Annotated in this window: 19 protein-coding genes, 1 tRNA gene and 1 other RNA gene; 17 read left to right on the top strand and 4 right to left on the bottom strand. The window is 71.9% G+C overall.

The features are described 5' to 3' along the window. Positions 1-162 precede the first annotated feature (162 nt). A tRNA-Ser gene (locus ACWH95_RS00710) sits at positions 163-250 on the bottom strand. Positions 251-443: 193 nt separating this feature from the next. On the opposite strand from ACWH95_RS00710, the gene mpaB reads away from it, so the two are divergent. The 12 genes from mpaB to trhO all read left to right on the top strand — a co-directional run bounded on the left by mpaB (position 444) and on the right by trhO (position 10,054). After that, the gene (gene mpaB / locus ACWH95_RS00705; protein WP_454120000.1) at positions 444-1,475 is read left to right on the top strand and encodes a daptide biosynthesis RiPP recognition protein; all 1,032 of its coding nucleotides are present in this window, start codon (positions 444-446) and stop codon (positions 1,473-1,475) included. Further along, positions 1,472-2,731 (top strand): daptide-type RiPP biosynthesis aminotransferase, encoded by a 1,260-nt coding sequence (gene mpaD, locus ACWH95_RS00700; protein WP_454119999.1) that lies wholly within the window; start codon positions 1,472-1,474, stop codon positions 2,729-2,731. The genes mpaB and mpaD overlap by 4 nt, the downstream gene beginning before the upstream one ends. Positions 2,732-2,790: 59 nt before the next feature. Further along, positions 2,791-3,930, top strand: coding sequence for a daptide-type RiPP biosynthesis dehydogenase (gene mpaC / locus ACWH95_RS00695; RefSeq protein ID WP_240745419.1), 1,140 nt, complete (start codon positions 2,791-2,793; stop codon positions 3,928-3,930). Then, positions 3,914-4,048 (top strand): MpaA1 family daptide-type RiPP, encoded by a 135-nt coding sequence (gene mpaA1 / locus ACWH95_RS00690; protein ID WP_275090549.1) that lies wholly within the window; start codon positions 3,914-3,916, stop codon positions 4,046-4,048. The genes mpaC and mpaA1 overlap by 17 nt, the downstream gene beginning before the upstream one ends. 38 nt (positions 4,049-4,086) lie before the next feature. Then, positions 4,087-4,212, top strand: coding sequence for an MpaA2 family daptide-type RiPP (mpaA2, locus tag ACWH95_RS00685; RefSeq protein WP_275090548.1), 126 nt, complete (start codon positions 4,087-4,089; stop codon positions 4,210-4,212). Between the two features lie 36 nt (positions 4,213-4,248). Then, on the top strand, positions 4,249-4,368 hold the full coding sequence (mpaA3, locus tag ACWH95_RS00680) for an MpaA3 family daptide-type RiPP (protein WP_308194330.1): 120 nt from the start codon (positions 4,249-4,251) through the stop codon (positions 4,366-4,368). Positions 4,369-4,429: 61 nt separating this feature from the next. Beyond that, positions 4,430-5,257, top strand: a complete 828-nt coding sequence (gene mpaM, locus ACWH95_RS00675) for a daptide-type RiPP biosynthesis methyltransferase (RefSeq protein WP_454119998.1) — start codon at positions 4,430-4,432, stop codon at positions 5,255-5,257. Positions 5,258-5,315: 58 nt separating this feature from the next. After that, the gene (mpaP, locus tag ACWH95_RS00670; protein WP_454119997.1) at positions 5,316-6,914 is read left to right on the top strand and encodes a daptide biosynthesis intramembrane metalloprotease; all 1,599 of its coding nucleotides are present in this window, start codon (positions 5,316-5,318) and stop codon (positions 6,912-6,914) included. Positions 6,915-6,921: 7 nt separating this feature from the next. Then, positions 6,922-7,644, top strand: coding sequence for an ATP-binding cassette domain-containing protein (locus tag ACWH95_RS00665; RefSeq protein WP_136034221.1), 723 nt, complete (start codon positions 6,922-6,924; stop codon positions 7,642-7,644). Then, positions 7,641-8,369, top strand: coding sequence for an ABC transporter permease (locus ACWH95_RS00660; RefSeq protein WP_136037038.1), 729 nt, complete (start codon positions 7,641-7,643; stop codon positions 8,367-8,369). Before ACWH95_RS00665 ends, ACWH95_RS00660 begins: the two co-directional genes overlap by 4 nt. Beyond that, on the top strand, positions 8,339-9,100 hold the full coding sequence (locus ACWH95_RS00655) for a hypothetical protein (protein ID WP_378878001.1): 762 nt from the start codon (positions 8,339-8,341) through the stop codon (positions 9,098-9,100). The genes ACWH95_RS00660 and ACWH95_RS00655 overlap by 31 nt, the downstream gene beginning before the upstream one ends. 48 nt (positions 9,101-9,148) lie before the next feature. Beyond that, the gene (trhO, locus tag ACWH95_RS00650) at positions 9,149-10,054 is read left to right on the top strand and encodes an oxygen-dependent tRNA uridine(34) hydroxylase TrhO (protein WP_136037039.1); all 906 of its coding nucleotides are present in this window, start codon (positions 9,149-9,151) and stop codon (positions 10,052-10,054) included. Positions 10,055-10,070: 16 nt separating this feature from the next. Here the strand turns inward: trhO and ACWH95_RS00645 are convergent, their stop codons facing one another. Genes ACWH95_RS00645 through ACWH95_RS00635 form a run of 3 tightly spaced genes read right to left on the bottom strand, consistent with a single transcriptional unit; the run spans position 10,071 to position 14,514 of the window. Further along, entirely contained in the window at positions 10,071-12,338 is a 2,268-nt protein-coding gene (locus ACWH95_RS00645; protein ID WP_206252922.1) for a DUF3488 and transglutaminase-like domain-containing protein, read from the bottom strand. After that, entirely contained in the window at positions 12,325-13,515 is a 1,191-nt protein-coding gene (locus ACWH95_RS00640; RefSeq protein ID WP_454119996.1) for a DUF58 domain-containing protein, read from the bottom strand. The genes ACWH95_RS00645 and ACWH95_RS00640 overlap by 14 nt, the downstream gene beginning before the upstream one ends. A gap of 9 nt (positions 13,516-13,524) precedes the next feature. Next, on the bottom strand, positions 13,525-14,514 hold the full coding sequence (locus tag ACWH95_RS00635; RefSeq protein ID WP_136028517.1) for an AAA family ATPase: 990 nt from the start codon (positions 14,512-14,514) through the stop codon (positions 13,525-13,527). Positions 14,515-14,630: 116 nt separating this feature from the next. Between ACWH95_RS00635 and ffs the strand changes: the two genes are divergently transcribed. The 5 genes from ffs to ACWH95_RS00610 all read left to right on the top strand — a co-directional run bounded on the left by ffs (position 14,631) and on the right by ACWH95_RS00610 (position 19,490). Continuing rightward, positions 14,631-14,727, top strand: an RNA gene (gene ffs / locus ACWH95_RS00630) — signal recognition particle sRNA small type. 54 nt (positions 14,728-14,781) lie between these two features. Beyond that, positions 14,782-15,393: a rhomboid family intramembrane serine protease gene (locus tag ACWH95_RS00625; RefSeq protein ID WP_206252924.1), complete on the top strand. Its 612-nt coding sequence runs from the start codon at positions 14,782-14,784 to the stop codon at positions 15,391-15,393. Then, on the top strand, positions 15,390-16,085 hold the full coding sequence (locus ACWH95_RS00620; protein WP_247982047.1) for a hypothetical protein: 696 nt from the start codon (positions 15,390-15,392) through the stop codon (positions 16,083-16,085). Before ACWH95_RS00625 ends, ACWH95_RS00620 begins: the two co-directional genes overlap by 4 nt. 61 nt (positions 16,086-16,146) lie before the next feature. After that, positions 16,147-18,273 carry a phosphate acetyltransferase gene (pta, locus tag ACWH95_RS00615; RefSeq protein WP_206252927.1) on the top strand — a complete coding sequence of 709 codons (2,127 nt, stop codon included), beginning with the start codon at positions 16,147-16,149 and terminating at the stop codon, positions 18,271-18,273. Then, positions 18,270-19,490, top strand: a complete 1,221-nt coding sequence (locus ACWH95_RS00610; RefSeq protein ID WP_136037140.1) for an acetate/propionate family kinase — start codon at positions 18,270-18,272, stop codon at positions 19,488-19,490. Before pta ends, ACWH95_RS00610 begins: the two co-directional genes overlap by 4 nt. Positions 19,491-19,577 lie beyond the last annotated feature (87 nt).

Raw genomic sequence — 19,577 nt, 5'->3', positions numbered from 1 at the left:
CTCCCCATCCGACGAGAAGGCCCCCGCAACGGCGGGGGCCTTCTCGTTTCTGGCGGCGACGGCGGGACTCCGGTGCTCGCTGCGCTCACTCCTCCCGAATCCCACGATGCTCGGGAGAAAGCCAGAAGGGCCCCCGCTGGCGCGGAGACCCTTCTGGCTTTCTGGCGGTGACGGCGGGATTCGAACCCGCGGTTGCTTGCACAACACACGCTTTCCAAGCGTGCTCCTTCGGCCGCTCGGACACGTCACCAGGGAACAACCTGTCCATCCTATCCGATGCGATGTGGTGCGCGTGACCGGGCCCGGGGACGTCATCCGAAGAGGCAGATGTGTAATATTGCACCTCACTAGGGTGCTCTATAACCTCAAGTGAGGACGCGACCGACACTGGGGAGGTCGCACTCCGGGGGAATCATGCGAGCGCAAAAAAGAGGGACGCCCTGATGTCGGGCGATGAGATCATCGGTGCGCGCGCTCTGCGCGAGTGGATAACCGGTGAGCGCCATCATTACTCGCGGGTGTTCTTCGTGGACCGGGACGCCCCCGCCCACCAGGTCCTGGCGGCCGCCGAACGCCGCGACGCGGTCTTCCTGCCGGATGGGAGTGAGCCGTGCGAGACCCACGCCGAGGTCATCCGCTACGGGGGTGGGTGGGACGACATCGGCGATGAGCTGTTCCTCGGCCCGCACGGCGTCGAGCGCCAGGACTACATCGCGGCGGCCTTCGTACAGATCGTGGGACCGATCGTCGTCGGATTCTCCGATGAGACGAGCTGGCGGGCATTCCTCGACGATGCGGAGCTCGCTCGACGCACCGGCGTGTTTCCCGCCGCCCTGCTCGATGCCCGCGTGCTCCTCGCGGACCGCGTCGCGCTCGCTTCTCCCGTAGCGCTGATGCGTCCGAGTGCCGTCCGCGTCCGCAGCGACGGGCGGGTCTCGGCGGGCATGCAGGGCGAGGTGGTCGGTGCGGTCACCGAGCTGCCGTCTCTTCTCGCTGCAGCGCTGCCGGGGGCCGCCCTGGTGGGCGGAGTCATGCCCCGAGACAGGGTGCTCGACGACCTCCGCACGCGGGGCTGGGTCGGGCGATACCTCACGGCACTGGAGCTGATGAGAACCCTCTCCCTCGCGAGCACCGACGCGGCGATCGCGGGCTTCGGCTGGACGCCCTTCGACGACGGGCTCTGCGATGCCGAACCCCGGACCGCCGATCCGCTTCTCCTCGAGACGGGGGACGGGTTTCTGCTCGCGGATCTCACGACGCGGCGCCGGCAGCTGCTGTCCCCCGACACGGCCAGGGTCGTGGCGGTCACGCAGACGTCCAGCGATACGGAGAGTGCGGCCGCGCGCGTGGCGCGACAGCTCGAGGTGCCGAAGTCCCAGGCGCTCTCGCTCTGCCTCGAAGCGATCGATGCGCTCGGCGTGCACTGCGGGCGGCGAGCCGTCGACTCGTCCTCGACGACAGGAGCCGTGCGGTGAGCGCGCCGCACGCCCTCTGGACCTCGATGCTGCCGGCGGACACGACCTTCGCGCCGGACCGGGTCGCGGTCGGAGCCGCGGGTCATCGGATTGCCTTCGCGGACGGCTCGACGCGGCTCTGTGCGACGAGCGGGCTGTGGAACGTCCCGCTGGGCTTCGGCAACCCTGCCGTGGCCGAAGCCGTGAGTCGGGCGAGCCGCGACGCCTCGTATCTCTCCCTCTTCCGGGCTCCGCATCGCTACGCCGAACACGCTGCGGACGCTCTCATCGACCTCGCCGGCTCGCTCCGCTACCGCCGCGTGATCTTCTCCACCTCCGGCGGGGCGGCGAACGACGCAGCCATGAAACTCGTCCGCCAGTACTGGGCGCAGAAGGGGCGCCGGGACCGGACGATCAGCGTCGGCCTCCGCGGCAGCTATCACGGCACGATGTACGGCAGTCACGCCCTGAGCGGTGACGATCTCCTGCAGTCCGTGTACGCCGTCGACCGCCGCTCCGTGCGGCACGTGTCGGCGCACGACGACGGTGAGGAGCTGGCGACCCTGATGGCACGGGAGGGCTCGCGGGTGGCCTCGGTCGTCGTGGAACCGATCCTGGGCAGCGGCGCGCACGTGCTCTCCGACGCGTTCGTCGATCGCCTTCTCGCCCTGCGCGAGGAGTACGGCTTCCTCGTCGTCGCCGACGAGGTCGCGACGGGTTTCGGCCGCACGGGCACGATGTTCGCGACCGACACCTGGCCCGCCGCACCCGACGTGCTCGTCCTGTCGAAAGCGTTGACCAACGGTGCGATGGGGGCCGCCGCACTCCTGGTGGGGCGGGAGATCGCCGTCGCCTTCACAGACGGCGGATGGACGTTCGTGCACGGGGAGACGCAAGCGGGGACCCCGATGTGCGCGGCAGCGATCCTCGCCGTGATCGATGAGCTGCGTCGTATCGACGTGGAGTCGGCGACACAGGCGCTGGCCGTCGAACTGCAGAACCTGGTGCGGTCGTGGAAGACGGAGCAGCTGATCGCCGACAGCACCGGTCGCGGGTGTTTCGTCGGGCTTGCCCTTCGTGACGAGCACGGACAGGAGCTCTCCGGAGCCGCCGTCCTGCGGGTCGTCTCCGCGATCGCCGATCACGGTGTCGTCGTGCATCCGGGGCCCAGTGCGATCGAGCTGATCCCGGCGTACGGTTTCGGCGCGCCGGAGCTGCGAGAGGTCGACACCGCCGTCCGCGCCGGCCTCGCCGAGGCACGTGGGGCGCTCTCATGACCAGCGGATTCGCGGGTCGCGTTCCGACTCTCTGGCACGGACCGGGGATCGCCCGTCGGATGACGCGTCAGCTGACGGCAGGGCGTGAGGCGCTCGTCATCGCAGATCCGGCCGCGGTGCTCCCGCTTCCCACCGGACGCTCGGTGCGCACGCGGACACTCGACACCGGGCGCGCCGATGTCAGAGCGGTCGTCGCGATCGCTCGCGAGATGATGGACCGCCCGCCGGAGGTGGTGGTGGCCGTCGGAGGTGGAAGCATCCTCGACGCGGGCAAGATCGCCGCGCTCGCGCTGGCCCGGGGTCATCTCCTCGACTACGCCATCGGGCACGCGCGGCTGTCCGCGCTCACCGTCCTGCCCGACGCACTCCCGCCCGTCGACCTCGTGGCCGTGCCGACGACGCTGGGGACCTCGTCGGAGACGAACGGCGTCGGAATCCTCACGAACGAACGGGGCTCTCGACTGATCGTCGGCCGCGCCCTCCGCCCCCGCCACGCCCTGGTCGACCCGTGGAACTTCTCCACCCTCAGCCCGGGTGCGGTGCGCGAGGGAGCGCTGGAGGCGTTCCTGCGCATCGCGGGTGCGGCGACCAGCGTCCAACGAAGCCCGAGGGCCGACAGCGACGCCGTCGCTCTCGGAAGGGCCCTGCTCGAGACCGCGGCGCACGACGCCGGATCGCCCTCGGGGAGACAGCGCCTCGCGCGTCTGAGCGGAGCCACGCAGCGCAGCGCGGCGCTGCGTGGAGGCGATCCCTTCAGCGCGCGGCACTGGTATCTGGCGAACGAGGTTTCCTCTCACCTGGGCGTGCGCAAGATGGTCGCGACGGCGGCGGTCATCGGCGCGGTCTGGCGCCGAATCGGAGCGGGCGACGCTCGCTGGGGTGACCGGGAGAGTCTCGCGGATTTCTGGGCGCGTGTCGCTCACGCGGTGGCCCTTCCCCTCGACCCGGCGGACGGCATCGACGCGCTGCTCGAGCGGTGGCGGATTCCGAGTCCGCCCCGGCCGGCCGCAGCGCTCCTGCACAGCATCGCCGAGGCCGCCGAGCAGTCGTGGGGCGGGCGTCGGCCGATGCTCCACGGGCTCGACGCGGGAGACCTCCGCGCTGTGCTGGGCGACGGCAGATGGAGCCTCCGAAACGCAGCGGCGAAAGCCGGACGATCGACGAAGGAAGGAGGTGAACGAGATGGAACCACGCAGTGACACGTGCATCCGATTCGAAGAGCTGGATCCCATGGAGGCCCCGAGCTGGGACAGCTTCTACAAGGGCGTCATCGGTGCTCTGATCCTCATCGGTGCGGGCGCGGCGATGGCCACGTGATCTGACTTGACGGCGGGAGAGAGCGAAGGGAGGTGAGCATGCACGCTGCGACGCCGACGCTCGAGTTCACAGAACTCGAGGCCATGGACGCGCTCAACGACGGCGATGACTTCATGCGGGGTTTCGCCGTCGGAGTGATCATCGGGATCCTCGCTCTGACGTAGGAGACGCACTCGGACGAGTGCCCAAGGAGGTGCACAGTGCAGAAGACATCGATCGAGTTCGTGGAGCTCGAGCAACTCGACACACCGATGGAGTGGTGGGAGCACGCCAGCTACATCATCGCCATCATCGGCGGGGCGGTGGCGATCGCCACCTGACAGAAGGGTGCGGGCCGCAGGCGGGGGCCCGCGCCCGCTCACACCGGGAAGGCGAAGACGAATGGCAGATCTGATCACGGAGGCGGTGGCCGCACGGCTCCGCGCGGTCGGCGCGCACGCCGTGCCGGAGGACCTGTACGCGGCTGCGGGCAGTACCTTCTACGAACGGCTCGTCGGCTCCGATCGTGCCGAGATCCGGGAGGTGCTCGCGCTCGCGCGGAAGACCGAGGGTCCGATCCTCGACCTCGCGGCGGGAACCGGACGGCTCACGATCCCTCTGGTGCGCTCGGGCCGGCGCGTGATCGCGCTCGACCTGTCGGCCGACATGCTGGCCCTCGTGCGGCACGTCCTCCCGGGGGAATCCGCCGTGGAGTGCGTCGTGGCGGACATGCGCGACTTCACGCTCGCGCGACGCTTCCGCCTGGTCATCCTCGGTGCCACCTCTCTCACCCTGTTGAACGGGGAAGACCGCGCTGCGCTGTACGCCGCCGTTCGGCGGCACCTCGCTCCGGGCGGTCTCTTCGCATTCACGCTGGCGGGGGCCATCGCGGAAGCGGAACTGCGCGTGACGAGGATCGAGAAGATCTGGGTTCCGGGGCCGGATGGCGCGGAGAGGTATCTGTTCAGCCAGCAGATCGAGGACGACGGCTCCGCCCGACTCGTGAACTGGCTGCGCGCGGACGATCTGGTACCGGGGGGAAGGGTGACGGTGTTCACGAGCCGCCTGCAGGTTCTCGGCCTGGATGAGATCTGCCGTGAGATCGCGGACGCCGGGTTCGAGGAACCGAACGTTTCTCCCGTACGGTCTCCGCAGGGTGCGGAGATCGTGATGGTGACGACGTCCGCGGTTTCCTCCACGACGATCGCGGCTGACGATGCCGTCGCCTGAGCCGCCCCACCGGCAGCGCTTTCGCGGGACCGCCCCGCTGGGTGCCGAGGACCGTCCCGTGCGCTCCGCAGACGTCTCCTTCGAACGTGTCGGGGAGGACGCGGTGTGGGTCGCGTCCGTGCACGGCGTACCGACGTCGCGGGTCTCGCGCTCCGTCGTCGATCTGCTGGAGGCGATGGACGGCGAGACACCGCTCCACGTCCTCCGCACCCGCTTCGCACCGTCCGAGTCCTCGGAGAGCTTCCTTCGACTCGTCGAGCGCTTCCGAGCGAGCGGATTGCTGGAGGGCGCAGGAAGAATCCCGCCGGGGCGGCTGTCGTATCGTGCCCCGCTCACCCTGCAGGTCGCGACCCTGCGTGCGCCCGAGCTCTTCCAACGGTTGCACCGTCTGCTCCCGTCGCTTCCCAAGAGGGTGATGCTGATCCCCGTCGTCATGGCCGGGCTCGGGGCTGTTGCCGCCCTTCTTCAGGCGGCGGATGTCGTCCGGGTCGTCGTGACACCGGTGCCGCTGGCCGCCCTCCTCGGCACCGTCATCGCGCTCGGGCTGCTCACCCTGCTCCACGAGACGGCCCACGGCCTCACACTCACCGGCTTCGGCGGCACGCCCCGTCGGGCCGGTTTCATGATCTTCTATCTCGCTCCCGCGTTCTTCGTCGATGTGACCGACGGCTGGCGTCTCCGCGACCGTGGGCAACGCGTGTCGGTCGCCCTCGCCGGACCAGCCGTGCACGTGGTGGCCGCCGGAGTCGCTCTGGTCGCCGCTCTCGCGCTCCCGCCGTCCGAGCTTCGTCAGGCCGTGCTGCTGGCGGGTGTCTCGTGCGTCCTCATCGTCCTGATCAATCTCATCCCCTTCGTGCGCTTCGACGGATACATCGCGCTCATGAGTGCTCTCGACGAGCCGAATCTGCGCGAACGCACGATCCGCGATGCCTCGGACCGCCTGGTCCGGCTCCTCTTCGGGGGTGGGCGGTCGGAGAAGCGAGTGCCGCGGTGGTGGAGCGTGCCGTTCGGTCTGGCGAGCCTGTTCACGCCGTGCGTGTTGGTGTTCCTCGCTGTTGCACGGGTGGCGAAGGCGGGTACCGCGGGCGGCCCGGTGCTCTCCGTCCTCACGCTCGCTCTGGAGGTCATCGTGGCGATCACCGGGCTGACGATCGTGCTTCGGGCGCTCGTGCGCGTGCTCCGGGCCGGAGTGTCCCGAGTCCGATTCGCGACCGTGCTCGCCGTGATGACCGGCGCTGTCGTCATCGCCGGTGCCCTGATCCCCGTGCCACGCACGGTCACGCTCGGCTTCTGGACGCATGACGGCCGGATGTCGCTCGTGCAGGCCGGAGGAGGACGCGCTTCCGGAATCCCCGACGGCACCCGCGTCGACCTGATGACCAGCGGGATCCTCGGGAGCGCGGTGATCGGCACCGGGACGGTCGTGCACCGGTCCCCGACCCCGGTGACGGTGCCGTTGGACGCGCTGGTCCCGGTGTCCGCCCCCGACGTCTCCGTCGCCGCGGTGAGTATCGGCGTCGTCGAGTTATCCCCAGACCACCCAGCCCCGCCGGGCACCGGGCAGGCGCGTGCTCATCTGGGGACGACCGATCTGTGGCACGCGCTCTGGACGGCGGGAGTGACCGAGCCGTTGTCGACTCTCATGGACGAAAGGTAGGAGAAGGATGAACAGGAAGGATCGGGCGATCGAGGTCCGAGGGCTCACCAAGAGGTATGGCCATCGGGCGGCGGTCGATGGGCTCTCATTCGGGGTGCCGCGCGGGTCGATCGTCGGGCTGCTCGGCCCGAACGGGGCGGGTAAGTCGACCACCCTCCGAGCGATCGTCGGGCTGCTGCGACCGACGGAGGGGGAGTGCCTCATCGACGGCCGCCCGTTCGCGTCGCTGGAGAACCCCGCGACGCACGTCGGAGTCCACATGGACGGGTTCGGGTTCGAGGTGGGCATCACGGGGCGACGGCATCTGGAGATCGCCCGGCTGGCGGCGGGGGCTCCGTCGCAGCGCGTGGATGAGGTGCTGGACGAGGTGGGACTCGCGCCCGACGCCCGCCGCCGCGTCAAGACCTACTCGACGGGGATGGCGCAGCGACTGGGCTTGGCGACCGCGCTCGTCGGCTCGCCGCGGACACTGATCCTGGATGAGCCGGCGAACGGGCTGGATCCGGACGGCATTCGTTGGCTTCGCGGCTTTTTACGGAGCTTCGCCGACCGTGCCGGCACGGTGCTTATCGCGAGCCATCAGCTTCCCGAGCTCGAACAGGTGGTCGATGAGGTGGTCGTGCTCAAGCGTCGCGCCCTGTTCGCGGGGCCGCTGCGGGATCTCGTCACGAGCGACGCCGAGTCGCTGGAGAGCAGGTACTTCGAATTGATCGAGGGGGTGTCGGCGTGACGTCGGTGATTCGCAGCGAGCTGCTGCGTTCGGTGAGCGGCTTCTCCGTGCTCGCGATCTTCCTGGTCGCCGTCCTGCTGCCGGTGTACGTTCTCTGCTCGGATGGCTCGCACTTCGACCTCGCGGGCCTCGAGCCCGCCGCCGCGACACTCCAGGTTCTGCAGCCCCTCGCCTGGACGGCCCTCTCGGCCGCGTTCGTGGGCGCCTACACCGTCACCCGCGAGTACTACTACGGCTCGATGGACCGTACCCTCGTCGCCGTGGGGTTCCGGCGCGCCTTCGCGGGCAAGCTCGTGGCGGGGGCGCTGGTCGCCGTCGGCACCTCTCTCGTCATCTGCGTGCTCTGGACGGCGGCCGCCGCGATCCTCCTGACACGGGAGGGGCAGTCCTTCGTCCTCGGCGACGACGCCTGGGGAATGTACGGAGGCGCGCTCGTCGGCGCCGTCCTCGGCGCTCTCCTCGGAGGTGCGATCGGCTGGATCACCCGGAACTACTACGTGACGGCGGCGATCCTCCTCGCCTATCCGCTGGCCGTGGAGTTCGCGCTGCTGCGGACGGCGCCGGAGGTCGCGAGGTACTCGCCCGGCATGGTCCTCGCCGCGATCGGAGCCCCCGCGTATCAGGGGCGGTTGCTCGACCTCCTTCCGGCGCTGGGCGTCGCGCTTGTGTGGACGGGCGGTCTGGTCGGGATCGCGTGGGCGCGAGGACGCCGGGCCGTCGCGTGATCGGTCGGGCTCTGCGTGCGCAGGCGCGCGACGTCGGCGGCGACCTCGTACTGCTCGGTGCAGCGGTGGCGGCGCTCGTGATCTCGCTCCCGCTCGCGGCGAGCATTCCCTCAGAGCTCGCGGATGCCCCTGCCGGTGTCCGTGACACCCTCACCGCGCCGCTCCACACCGTCCTGGCGACCTCCGCGGCCGTTCTCGCGGCGGTCTACGGCTCGTTCCGGTACACGGTCGATCGGCGCGACGGCGTCATCGCGCAGCGTCTGATGCTGTTGCCGCGGTGGGCGGTCCTTCTGGTCCGGCTGCCGACGTCGGCGATCGGGGGAGCGGCCGTCGCGCTCGTCGCACTCCTCGGCGGCCACGTCGTACTGTGGGCCACGATGGGCGGCATTCCCCTGGACGCAGCGGCGGTGGGCGCCACTCTCGCGCTCGGTGCCCTCGCCGGCCTGTGGGGAGTGGGGATCGGGATGATCGTCCAGGCCCACCTCGTCGCGCTCTTCGTCACGTCCCTGTCGCTCGGGGTCGCGACGCTCGTCGCGCTGTTCTGGAGCGCCGGGGCCGCGAGTCTTCCGCTGCTCGCGTTCCTCCAGACCCTCGGGTTCGACGTGACCGCCGTCGGGCTCTCCACGGGCGATCAGCTGTACGGCCTTCTCCCGGCCGGGCTGACGGCGGCCTGGGTGCTCGCGGCCGTCGGCGGGGGGAGCCTCGCGTTCCTGAGCCGCGACGTCACGTGACCGCCTCTGACCCCGGCCGCGGTCAGGTCGGCGACGTAGGATTCCGGGGTGGCAACCCCCAAGATCGTCCTCTTCTACGCCTTCACCCCGCTCGCCGATCCCGAGGCGATACGGGTGTGGCAGCGCGACCTCGGCGAGGCGCTGGGACTGCGGGGACGACTGCTGATTTCGAAGGACGGCATCAACGGCACGCTCGGTGGCGATCTCCCCGCACTCAAGAAGTGGGCGCGCTCGTTCCGGTCGTACGCGCCGTTCCGCGACGTCGACCTCAAGTGGAGCGAGGGCACAGGGCTGGACGAGCACGGCCGCAGCCTCGACTTCCCGAAGCTGAGCGTGAAGGTGCGCGACGAGATCGTGTCGTTCGGGGCGCCCGGCGAGTTGCGCGTGGACGAGCACGGCGTCGTCGGCGGCGGAGCGCGACTCACCCCGGAACAGCTGCACGAGCTCGTGGCCGAGCGCGGCGAGGAGGTCGTGTTCTTCGACGGTCGCAACGCGCTCGAGGCGCAGATCGGGCGCTTCCGCGGCGCGGTCGTGCCCGCCACCGAGACCACGCGCGACTTCGTGGACCTGCTCGACTCCGGGGTCTACGACGACCTGAAGGGCAAGCCCGTCGTGACGTACTGCACGGGTGGCATCCGCTGCGAGGTGCTGTCGAGCCTGATGACGGCCCGCGGGTTCGGCGAGGTGTACCAGCTCGAGGGCGGCATCGTGCGTTACGGCGAGAAGTTCGGCGACGACGGACTGTGGGACGGCTCGCTGTACGTGTTCGACGGCCGGGGTTCCGTCGACTTCAGCGATCACGCCCGGGTGATCGGTCGTTGCGCGGGCTGCGGCGCCGCGACCAAGCGCACCGCGAACTGCCCCGATCTCTCGTGCCGTGCGCAGTTCGTCGTGTGCGACGACTGCGACACCGTGCGCTGTGCCGCGCACCCCGCCGAGGCCGCCGCGTCCTGATCACCCGCGGGGGCGCTCAGGCCAGCAGCGCCGCATCCGCTCCGCGCGGGGCGTACAGCGACCGCGGCAGCAGTCGCGCGCGCACCCGGGTCGGGCCGTCGACGCTGTGCTGCAGGCTCGACAGCACCGCACGCAGGGGTTCCGCGAGATCGTCGGTCTCCTGTGCGCCGGGGCGGGCGTAGTTGGCGCGCTCGACCGCGGTGGTGAGGCGCTGCAGGGCTGCGGCGTCCGCGCCACGGCCGCGCGCGAGGGCGGCGGCTCGCGCACGGGGGCTGTCGGCGTCCGACACCGGCAGCGCCAGGTCGAGCAGGGTGTCGCGCAGTTCCGCCCACGCGGCGGCCGCGTCGCCTCGGGCCGCGCGACGCATCCGCATCCGCCGCTCGATGAGCCGCACGATCCCGGGGAGCAGGAGCAGCACGACCACCCCGAGCGTCACGAGCGCGACCGGGGTCGGGTCGAGGCGGCGCAGCTCTCCGGATCCCGCGGACCCGGGGTCCGCGTCACCCCGGTCGACGTCGGGGCCTTGCGTCTCCTGCGTCTGCGGCGCCGTGGTCGGCGCGGGCTCCGTGATCCCGCCGGTCGCACCGCCCTGGGCCTCGCCCGCGCGGAACGCCGTCGGGACGCCGAGCGACGCGGTGGGCTCGAACGACACCCAGCCGATGCCGGGGAACAGGACTTCGGGCCAGGAGTGCAGCTGGTCGCTCGTCACGGAGAAGATCGACTCGTCTCCGCGCTTCTCGTCGGTGAGCGAACCGGGGAGGTACCCGACCACGATCCGCACCCGCATGTCGAGGCTCTCCGCCATCAGGGCGAACGCGCCGGCGAAGTGCACGCAGTACCCGGAGCGCTCCTCCAGGAAGCGGGCGACGGCGTCGGCGCCGGTGCCGTCGAAGCCCTCCTCCACCGGCGTCTCCAGCGAGTAGTCGAACTGCGCGCGGAACCAGTTCTGCAGCGCCACGAGCCGGTCGTAGTCGGTGTCCGCGTCGGCGGTCACCTCGGCCGCGAGCTCGCCGATGATCCCGGGCAGCTCGACGTCCTCGATGTCGGGATCCGCGAGCGGCGGGGCCGCGTCGACCGCACGGATCTGCTCGAGCGTCGGCGTGACGCGTGTGGAGCTCACGGTGTAGTCGTTGCCGGCGGCGTCGGACCGACGCGAGTACAGCGTGCGGTTCTCGGGGGCCACCCGCCACGACCCGTTCAATCCCGACACGTCGGTGGCGGGGTACGGCACCGGCAGCCAGGCGCTCGACATGCGCAGGATGCGGATGGACGTGGTGGCGTCCTCGGTCGCGACGCCCTCGCTCCACTCCGGCTCCCCGAAGCCGTCCGCCTGCGACTGCAGGTCGCCGCGGTCGGGCTGCCACACACGGCCGTCGAAGCGGGACAGCGTGGTCAGGCGCAGATAGGGCGCGGAGGCGGCGTCGGTGGCGAGGGTGAGCACCTCGACCGGGTTGGGCTGGCGCAGGTCGTCGCCGAGGCGCAGCGACGCGTCGACGGTCACGCCGACGCCGGTGCCGGCCATGGTGGGGGCGACGGGCAGCGCGGGCGTCACCACGAGCGCGGAGACGACGGCGGCCGCGCCGACCCCGACGGCGACCGACAGCGAGCTCCGGCGCGGAGAGGAGCCGTCGCGCTGCGCGGTGACCCGGAACAGCAGCAGCGCCGTGAGCGCGAGGGCCACGAACCAGGCGACGTTCGGGTCGCCGAAGGTCACGATCATCGGCACGGCGCCGATCACGCCGATCAGCACGGTGGCGAGCACGGCCGAGCGCTGGGCGACCAGGTGGTCGAGCAGGATCGCCACCACGGCGAAGCCCGCACCGAGGGCACCCGCCAGTGCGGGGGAGGCGTCGAGCGGCGCCGAGCCGAACACGATCTGCTCCCAAGCGGCCGCCCCCAGGCCCTGGAACACCGCGAGGGTCGTCGCGGTGGGAACGACCCCCAGGATCGCGGTGTCGCCCGCGAGCAGCAGCGTGAGCACGGCGACCGCGACCGCGACCTGGGCGAGCAGCGCGCCGAGGTCGCCCAGTCCCGCGCGCCGGCGGCGGAGGAGGTGACGGACGAGCATCCCGGTGCCCACCACGGCCACCACGATCAGCACGACCGTGAACGACCAGGCCCCCGGCGTGATCACCGAGGTGAACGGCCACAGGGCCACGAGCGCTCCGACCGCGGCGAGCACGCCCGTGGCGACGACGCGATCCGGTTCGTCGCGGTCGCGGTGCCACCGCGGCACGGTGCGCGGCGGCGGGGTCGCGGCGCGCGGCTGCTCAGCGCGGAACATCGCCCGCTCCGCTCCGCGCGGCCAGCGCGTCGTCCCAGGCCTCGGCGACGTCGGTGCCGAGGGCGGCGACGGTCCACCCGTGCTGTCGTGCCGCGTCGGCCGCACCCGGCAGCGGCTCGGTGGCGAACAGCAGCGGGGCCGCGGCTCCCGCGGGACGCAGCAGCGCCGCGTCCTCCTCGTCGACGCGTCCGGTGACGAACACGAGCGGCCCGGGCGGGGTGCCGCCGACGAGGGCCGCGAGCTCCCGGGCCTCGCCGCGCGGGGTCACCAGGGCGAGTGCGACGAGCAGGCCGTCGCGGTCGTCCTCGTGTCCGCGGAGCGCGCCGAGCAGCGTGCCCGCGGTGTCGATCACGTCGACGCTGTAGCCCTCGGCGGCGAGGTGCAGGGCGGCCGAGGCGCACAGCGACACCGCGGACTCGAAGGCCGGGTCGGCGGCGTCGCCCTGCGGGTCCCAGCGACCGGCGCTCCGGTCGAGGACGACCAGCGCGTCGGGGCTGGACTCCTCCTCCTCCTGGCGCACCATCAACTCGCCGCGGTGGGCCGTGGCCCGCCAGTGGATCCGGCGCATGGAGTCGCCGGGGGCGTAGCCGCGCGGGGACAGGTTGTCGCTGCCCTGTCCGAGGCGGGTCGACGAGGTGTGGGCCGTCCCTCCCGCCGCCCCGATGCGCACGGCGAGCGGCGTGAGCGCGAACACCTCCGGCACCACCGTGATGGTCCGGGTGTCGCCGAACGCCTGCTCCCGCTGTGCGAGTCCGAACGGGTCGACCGTACGGAGCATGAGGGGGCCGAGCGGCCAGACGCCGCGCCGCACCCCCGTGATGAGGTAGCTCAGCTGCGCGGTCTCGGCGGGATACTCGCCGCTGGAGTCTCCGGCGACCGCGTCGGGCAGCACGTCATGCCACAGGCCGTGCGGCACCCGCAGCGCCCGCAGCGTGAAGCGCACCGTGACCCGCGAGGCCTCCGACACCGTGAGCAGGTCGGTCGAGATCTGTCGCGCGACCGTCCCTGAGCGCCGTGGCAGCCGCACCGCCAGCGCGGAGAACAGGGTGAGGGCCGCCAGGAACACGGCCATGAAGAGGAGGATGCGCGCGCCGAGCACGTTCGCCGCGACCAGGCAGCCGAACGCCGCGACGAGCGTGCCGGTGCCCCGGCGGGTGAGGAGGAGGCGTCGTCGCATGGCGGGGTCTCAGGAGCGGGTGGCGACCGGGACGCGCACGCGCTCGGCGATCTGCGTGAGCGCGGCCTCGATGGGCTGGGCTCCGGCGCGATGGGCGCCGCGCGCGGGGAGCAGGCGGTGGGCGAACACGGGGAGGAGCAGCGACGTGATGTCGTCGGGGATGACGTAGTCGCGGCCGTCGAGGGCCGCCCACACCTTCGCCGCACGGACGAGCTGGAGGGTGGCGCGGGGGCTGGCACCGAGATGCAGGCTCGGGTCGGAGCGGGTGGCCTGGGCGAGTGCGACCGCGTACTCCTCCAGGGCCGGGGCCACGTGCACGGCCCGCGCCCACGCGATGAGCTGCGCGACGGATGCGGCGTCGGCCACGGGCGTCACGGTGGCGAGCGGGTTCACCACGTCGCGCTGCCGCAGCATGAGGGCTTCCGCGCCCGGGTCGGGGTAGCCCATCGAGATGCGCATCATGAAGCGGTCGCGCTGCGCCTCGGGGAGGGCGTAGGTGCCCTCCATCTCCAGCGGGTTCTGCGTCGCCACCACGAGGAACGGGTCGGGCAGGCGGTGCGTGGAGCCGTCGACCGTGACCTGGCCCTCCTCCATGGCCTCCAGCAGCGCGGACTGCGTCTTGGGGGAGGAGCGGTTGATCTCGTCGGCGATCACGATGTGGGCGAACACGGCGCCCCGCTTGAACTCGAACTCCCGGTCGACCGGGTTGTACACCGACACACCCGTGACGTCGCCGGGCAGCAGGTCGGGCGTGAACTGGATGCGGCGGACCGTGGCGTCGATGCTCGCGGCCAGTGCGCGGGCGAGCATCGTCTTGCCGACGCCCGGCACGTCTTCGATGAGCAGGTGGCCCTCGGCGAGCAGGCACACGAGCGCGCTGCGTACGGCGTCGGGCTTGCCGTCGATGACCTGGCTGATCGAGCCGAGAATCGCCGCCGTCTGGGCGGCGAATCGCTCGGCGTCGATCGTGACCGGGGTCAGGGGGGCGTTCTCAGGCATGCGATCCCTCTCACGTCGACGCAACGATGCGCGTGAATCGATCGTACGCTCCGCGCGGCGTGCGGGACCATGCCCGCGTGGGTTCGTCGCCCCGCCGCTGGTCGGGTAGAGTGGACGACGGCTCTCCGCGTGGCGGCATCCAGGCCAATTCCCCCAGGGCGGAAACGCAGCAAGGGTAACCGGGCTCTGCTGGGTGCGCGGAGGGTCTTTTCTTTTGCCGGGCCCGGTACACAGGCGTTCGTCGGACGGGCCTGCGACAATCGAGCGGTGACCGTCCCCCCTCCTTCGCGGCCGCCGCATCCGCTCGCGCGCTTCGCCTCGCCGGTGCTGCTGCTGGCGGTGATGTGGCTCGTGCAGTTCGCCGATGCCGTGCTGCCCGGATCGTTCACGGGCTTCGGTCTGCGGTCGTGGGACCTGTCGGGGCTCAGCGGCATCATCCTCGCCCCGCTGCTGCACGCGAGCTGGGCGCACCTCATCGCCAACTCGGTGCCGTTCCTCGTGCTCGGCTGCCTGGTCGCGGTCGAGGGGGCGCGACGCTTCTGGGCCGTCACCGTGATCGTCGCGGTCATCGGCGGGGTCGGCACCTGGCTCGTGAACGCTCCAGGCACGCTCACGGTCGGCGCCTCGGGCCTGGTGTTCGGCTACTTCGGCTACGTCGTGATGCGCGTGTTCGCGCCGGGGCGCGTCGCCCATCGCATCCTCTACGCCGTGATCGCCGTGGTCGTGATCGGCGTCTACGGCGGCACGATGCTCGCGGGCGTGATCGGCGTGGCCGACGGCGTCTCGTGGCAGGGGCACCTGTTCGGCGCGATCGGCGGCGGCGTCGCGGCGCTCATCGGGCGGCGCTCCCATCCGGCGGCGGGAGCCGTGCGCCCGTGACCGCGTCCCGCGCGAGGCCGCGGGCGGGCAAGCCCGCCGCCCGGCGGAGGCCCGCGGCGAAGAGGTCTCCGGCGGCTCGGCGTCGTGCGGCCGCGCGGCGCCGGACGGCATCCCGTGCGCGCTGGCGCACGCGCGGCCGGCGTCTGCTCGTGTCCGCCGGCGTGGTGGCGGTGGTCGCAGGGCTCCTGGTGCTCATCCCGCTCGGCCTGGCCCGCGACCCCGCGCCGGTCTGCATCGACCGCCCGGAGACCTTCCCCGCGGCGGGCATCCAGGGGTGGCGCGGCGAACAGCTGGAGAACGCGGCGACCATCATCCGCACGGCCTCCGCGCTCGGCTTCGGGCGCGACGGGCAGATCCTCGGCGTGATGACCGCGATGGGGGAGAGCAGCCTGCGCGCGATCGACTACGGCGACTGGGAGACCCGTGGCTGGACCAACCCCGACGGCTCGCGCACCACGAGCATCGGCCTGTTCCAGCAGCAGGACTGGTGGGGCAGCGTCGAGCAGCGGATGGACCCCGCGGCCTCGGCCACGCTGTTCTACGAGCGTCTCGGGCGGCTTCCGGAGTGGCAGTCGATGCCGGCGTCGCACGCGATCCACCGCGTGCAGATCAACACCGACCGCGAGTACTACGCCCGCTACCAGGAGGATGCGACGGCCGTGGTCGACGCTCTGTCCGGACCGTGCGAGTGACGGCGCGTTAGTCACGGCACCGTCCGGGCGCGTCCGACGGCGCCCCGCCTAAGCTGGGGGCGTGGCGCGGAGCATCTACATCACCTCGGCCGAAGGCCATACCGGGAAGTCGACGATCGCCCTCGGGGCGCTCGACGCCCTGATGCGCGTCTCCCCGCGCGTCGGCGTCTTCCGACCCATCGCGCGGTCGGTCGCCGAGCGCGACGAGATCCTCGAGCTGCTGCTCGCGCACGACGGCGTGCAGCTCGACTACGACGACTGCATCGGCGTGACCTACGACGACGTGCGCGCCGACCCCGAGGCCGCGCTGGCGACCATCGTCGCGCGGTTCAAGGCGGTCGAGGCGCAGTGCGACGCGGTCGTGATCGTCGGCAGCGACTACACCGACGTCGCGAGCCCCGCGGAGCTCGGGTTCAACGCGCGCATCGCCGCGAACCTCGCCGCGCCCGTGCTGCTCGTGCTGAGCGGCCGCGACCAGCAGCGTCAGGCCGAGCAGCTGGGCACCACCACCGCCCGCACGCCCGCCGCCGTGGGGCAGATCGCCGCCCTCGCGCTGTCCGAGCTCGCCGCGGAACGGGCGGAGCTGTTCGCCGTGGCGGTCAACCGCGCCGACCCTGAGGCGCTGGAGCCGATCGTCGCCGCCGTTCGCGCTGTGCTTCCGGCCGACCGCACCCCGGTGTGGGCGATCCCGGAGGACCGCGCTCTCGTGGCACCGTCCATCCGCGGCATCCTCGCGGCGATCGACGGCACGCTGCTCGCGGGCGACGAGGAGCGCCTGACCGCGGTCGCCCTGTCGATCGTCGTCGCCGGCATGTCGATGGTGAACGTGCTGCCGCGGATCACGGAGGAGGCCGTGGTGGTGATCCCCGCCGACCGCACGGAGGTCCTCCTGGCCGCCCTGCTCGCCGATTCCTCCGGGACCTTCCCGCGCATCGCCGGCATCGTGCTCAACGGGCCGTTCCCGCTGCCCGCGCCCATCCTGCAGCTTCTCGACGGGTTCGCGTCGTCCGTGCCGATCATCACGACCGACCTGGGCACCTACGACACGGCGGTGCGCGTGATGGGGACGCGCGGACGGATCACGGCCGATGCCCGCGGGCGCTACGAGCGGGCGCTCGGTCTCTTCCAGGCGCACGTCGACATCGCCGAGCTGACCGAGCAGCTCGGGCTTGCCGAGGCACACGTGGTCACGCCGCTGATGTTCCAGTACGGCCTGATGGAGCGGGCGCGGGCCGACCGTCGCCGGATCGTGCTGCCGGAGGGCGACGACGACCGCATCCTCCGCGCGGCCGCGACGCTGCTCGCGCGAGACGTGGCCGACCTCACGATCCTGGGCGACGAGGCCGCCATCCGCGCGCGGGCCTCCGAGCTCGGCGTCGACATCGCCGACGCGCAGGTCCTCAGCCCCACCGACCCCGAGCTGGTGCAGCGGTTCGCGGAGGAGTACGCCCGGTTGCGCGCGCACAAGGGCATCACGCTGGAGCGGGCGGCCGACACGGTCACCGACGTGTCGTACTTCGGCACCATGATGGTGCACCTGGGTCTCGCCGACGGCATGGTGTCGGGGGCCGCGCACACGACAGCCCATACGATCCGCCCGTCGTTCGAGATCATCAAGACCAAGCCGGGGGTCGAGGTCGTGTCCAGCGTGTTCCTGATGGCGCTCGCCGACCGCGTCCTGGTGTACGGCGACTGTGCCGTGATCCCCGACCCCACGGCGGAGCAGCTCGCCGACATCGCGATCTCGTCGGCGACGACGGCGCGGCAGTTCGGGATCGACCCGCGCGTCGCGATGCTGTCGTACTCCACGGGGGAGTCCGGCAGCGGCGCCGACGTCGACAAGGTGCGCCAGGCCACGGCGCTCGTGCGGGAGCGCGCGCCGGAGCTGCCCGTGGAGGGCCCGATCCAGTACGACGCCGCCGCCGACGCCGCGGTCGCCAAGGCCAAGCTGCCCGACTCCGCGGTGGCCGGCCGCGCGACGGTCTTCGTGTTCCCCGACCTCAACACGGGCAACAACACCTACAAGGCCGTGCAGCGGTCGGCGGGAGCGGTCGCGATCGGTCCGGTGCTGCAGGGTCTCAACAGGCCGATCAACGACCTGTCGCGCGGGGCGCTCGTGGACGACATCGTCAACACGGTCGCGATCACCGCCATCCAGGCGCAGAGCGCAGAGGGGGAGCGGGCGTGAGCGCGATCCTGGTGATCAACAGCGGATCCTCCTCGCTGAAGTACAGCCTGATCGACGTCGAGCGGGAGGACGAGCTCGCGAGCGGGCTGATCGAGCGCATCGGCCAGGAGTCGAGCCCGGTGTCCCACACCGTCCGCCCGGTCGTGGCCGCCGACGCGGTGCCGACCATGCTCGATGCGACGTACCGCGAGGAGCGGCCGATCCCCGACCACGCGGCCGCGTTCGAGGTGATGCGCGAGCAGTTCGCGGCGCACGGGCCCTCCCTCGACGCGCACCCGCCGGTCGCCGTCGGGCATCGGGTGGTGCACGGCGGGGCACGCTTCTACGCCCCCACGCTGATCGACGCCGACGTGGAGCGGCAGATCGGCGAGCTGGCCGTCCTCGCCCCGCTGCACAACCCCGCGAACCTCGCCGGGATCCGGGCCGCGCGTGCGGTGTTCGACGCCGTCCCGCACGTGGCGGTGTTCGACACGGCCTTCCACCAGACCCTTCCGCCTGCGGCCTACACCTACGCGATCGACGCGCAGCTCGCCGCCGAGCACCGGGTGCGCCGTTACGGGTTCCACGGCACGAGCCACCAGTACGTGAGCGAGGCCGCGGCCCGCTTCCTCGACCGACCGCTGGGGGAGCTGCGCCAGCTGGTGTTCCACCTCGGCAACGGGGCCTCGGTCACCGCGATCGACGGCGGTCGCTCGGTCGAGACGTCGATGGGGCTCACGCCGCTGGAGGGGCTCGTCATGGGCACGCGGTCGGGCGACCTCGACCCCGCGGCACTCGTGCATCTGTCGCGACGCGCGGGGTACACGATCGACGACCTCGACACGCTGCTGAACACCCGCAGCGGACTCGCGGGGCTGGCGGGGCGCAGCGACATGCGCGACATCCTCGCCGGGGTCGCGGAGGGCGACGAGGCGGCGGTGCTGGCCTTCGACGTGTACGTGCACCGGCTCCGCGCCTATGCGGGGGCGTACATCGCGCAGCTGGGCGGGGTCGACGTGATCTCCTTCACGGCGGGCGTCGGCGAGAACGCGGCCCCGGTGCGGGCGGCGGCCCTGGCGACCCTGGGCTTCGCGGGCGTCGAGCTCGACCAGGAGCGCAACACCGCCAGAGAGCGCGGGATCCGGGTGATCTCGACCGACGCGTCGCGGGTGACGGTGCTGGTGGTGCCGACCGACGAGGAGCTCCAGATCGCCAGGCAGACGGCCGAGCTGCTCTGATCGCGGCTGCGGGGTTACCCCGTGCGTGCCGCCCGCATTACGCTGGCACAGTGGCACGGAGAGGTGCCGATCCGTCCCTCGCCCTTC

The sequence above is a fragment of the Microbacterium sp. NPDC055502 genome, from assembly GCF_053643635.1.
Note: the sequence above shows the minus strand (reverse complement) of the source record. Positions and strands in the feature narration are given on the sequence as shown.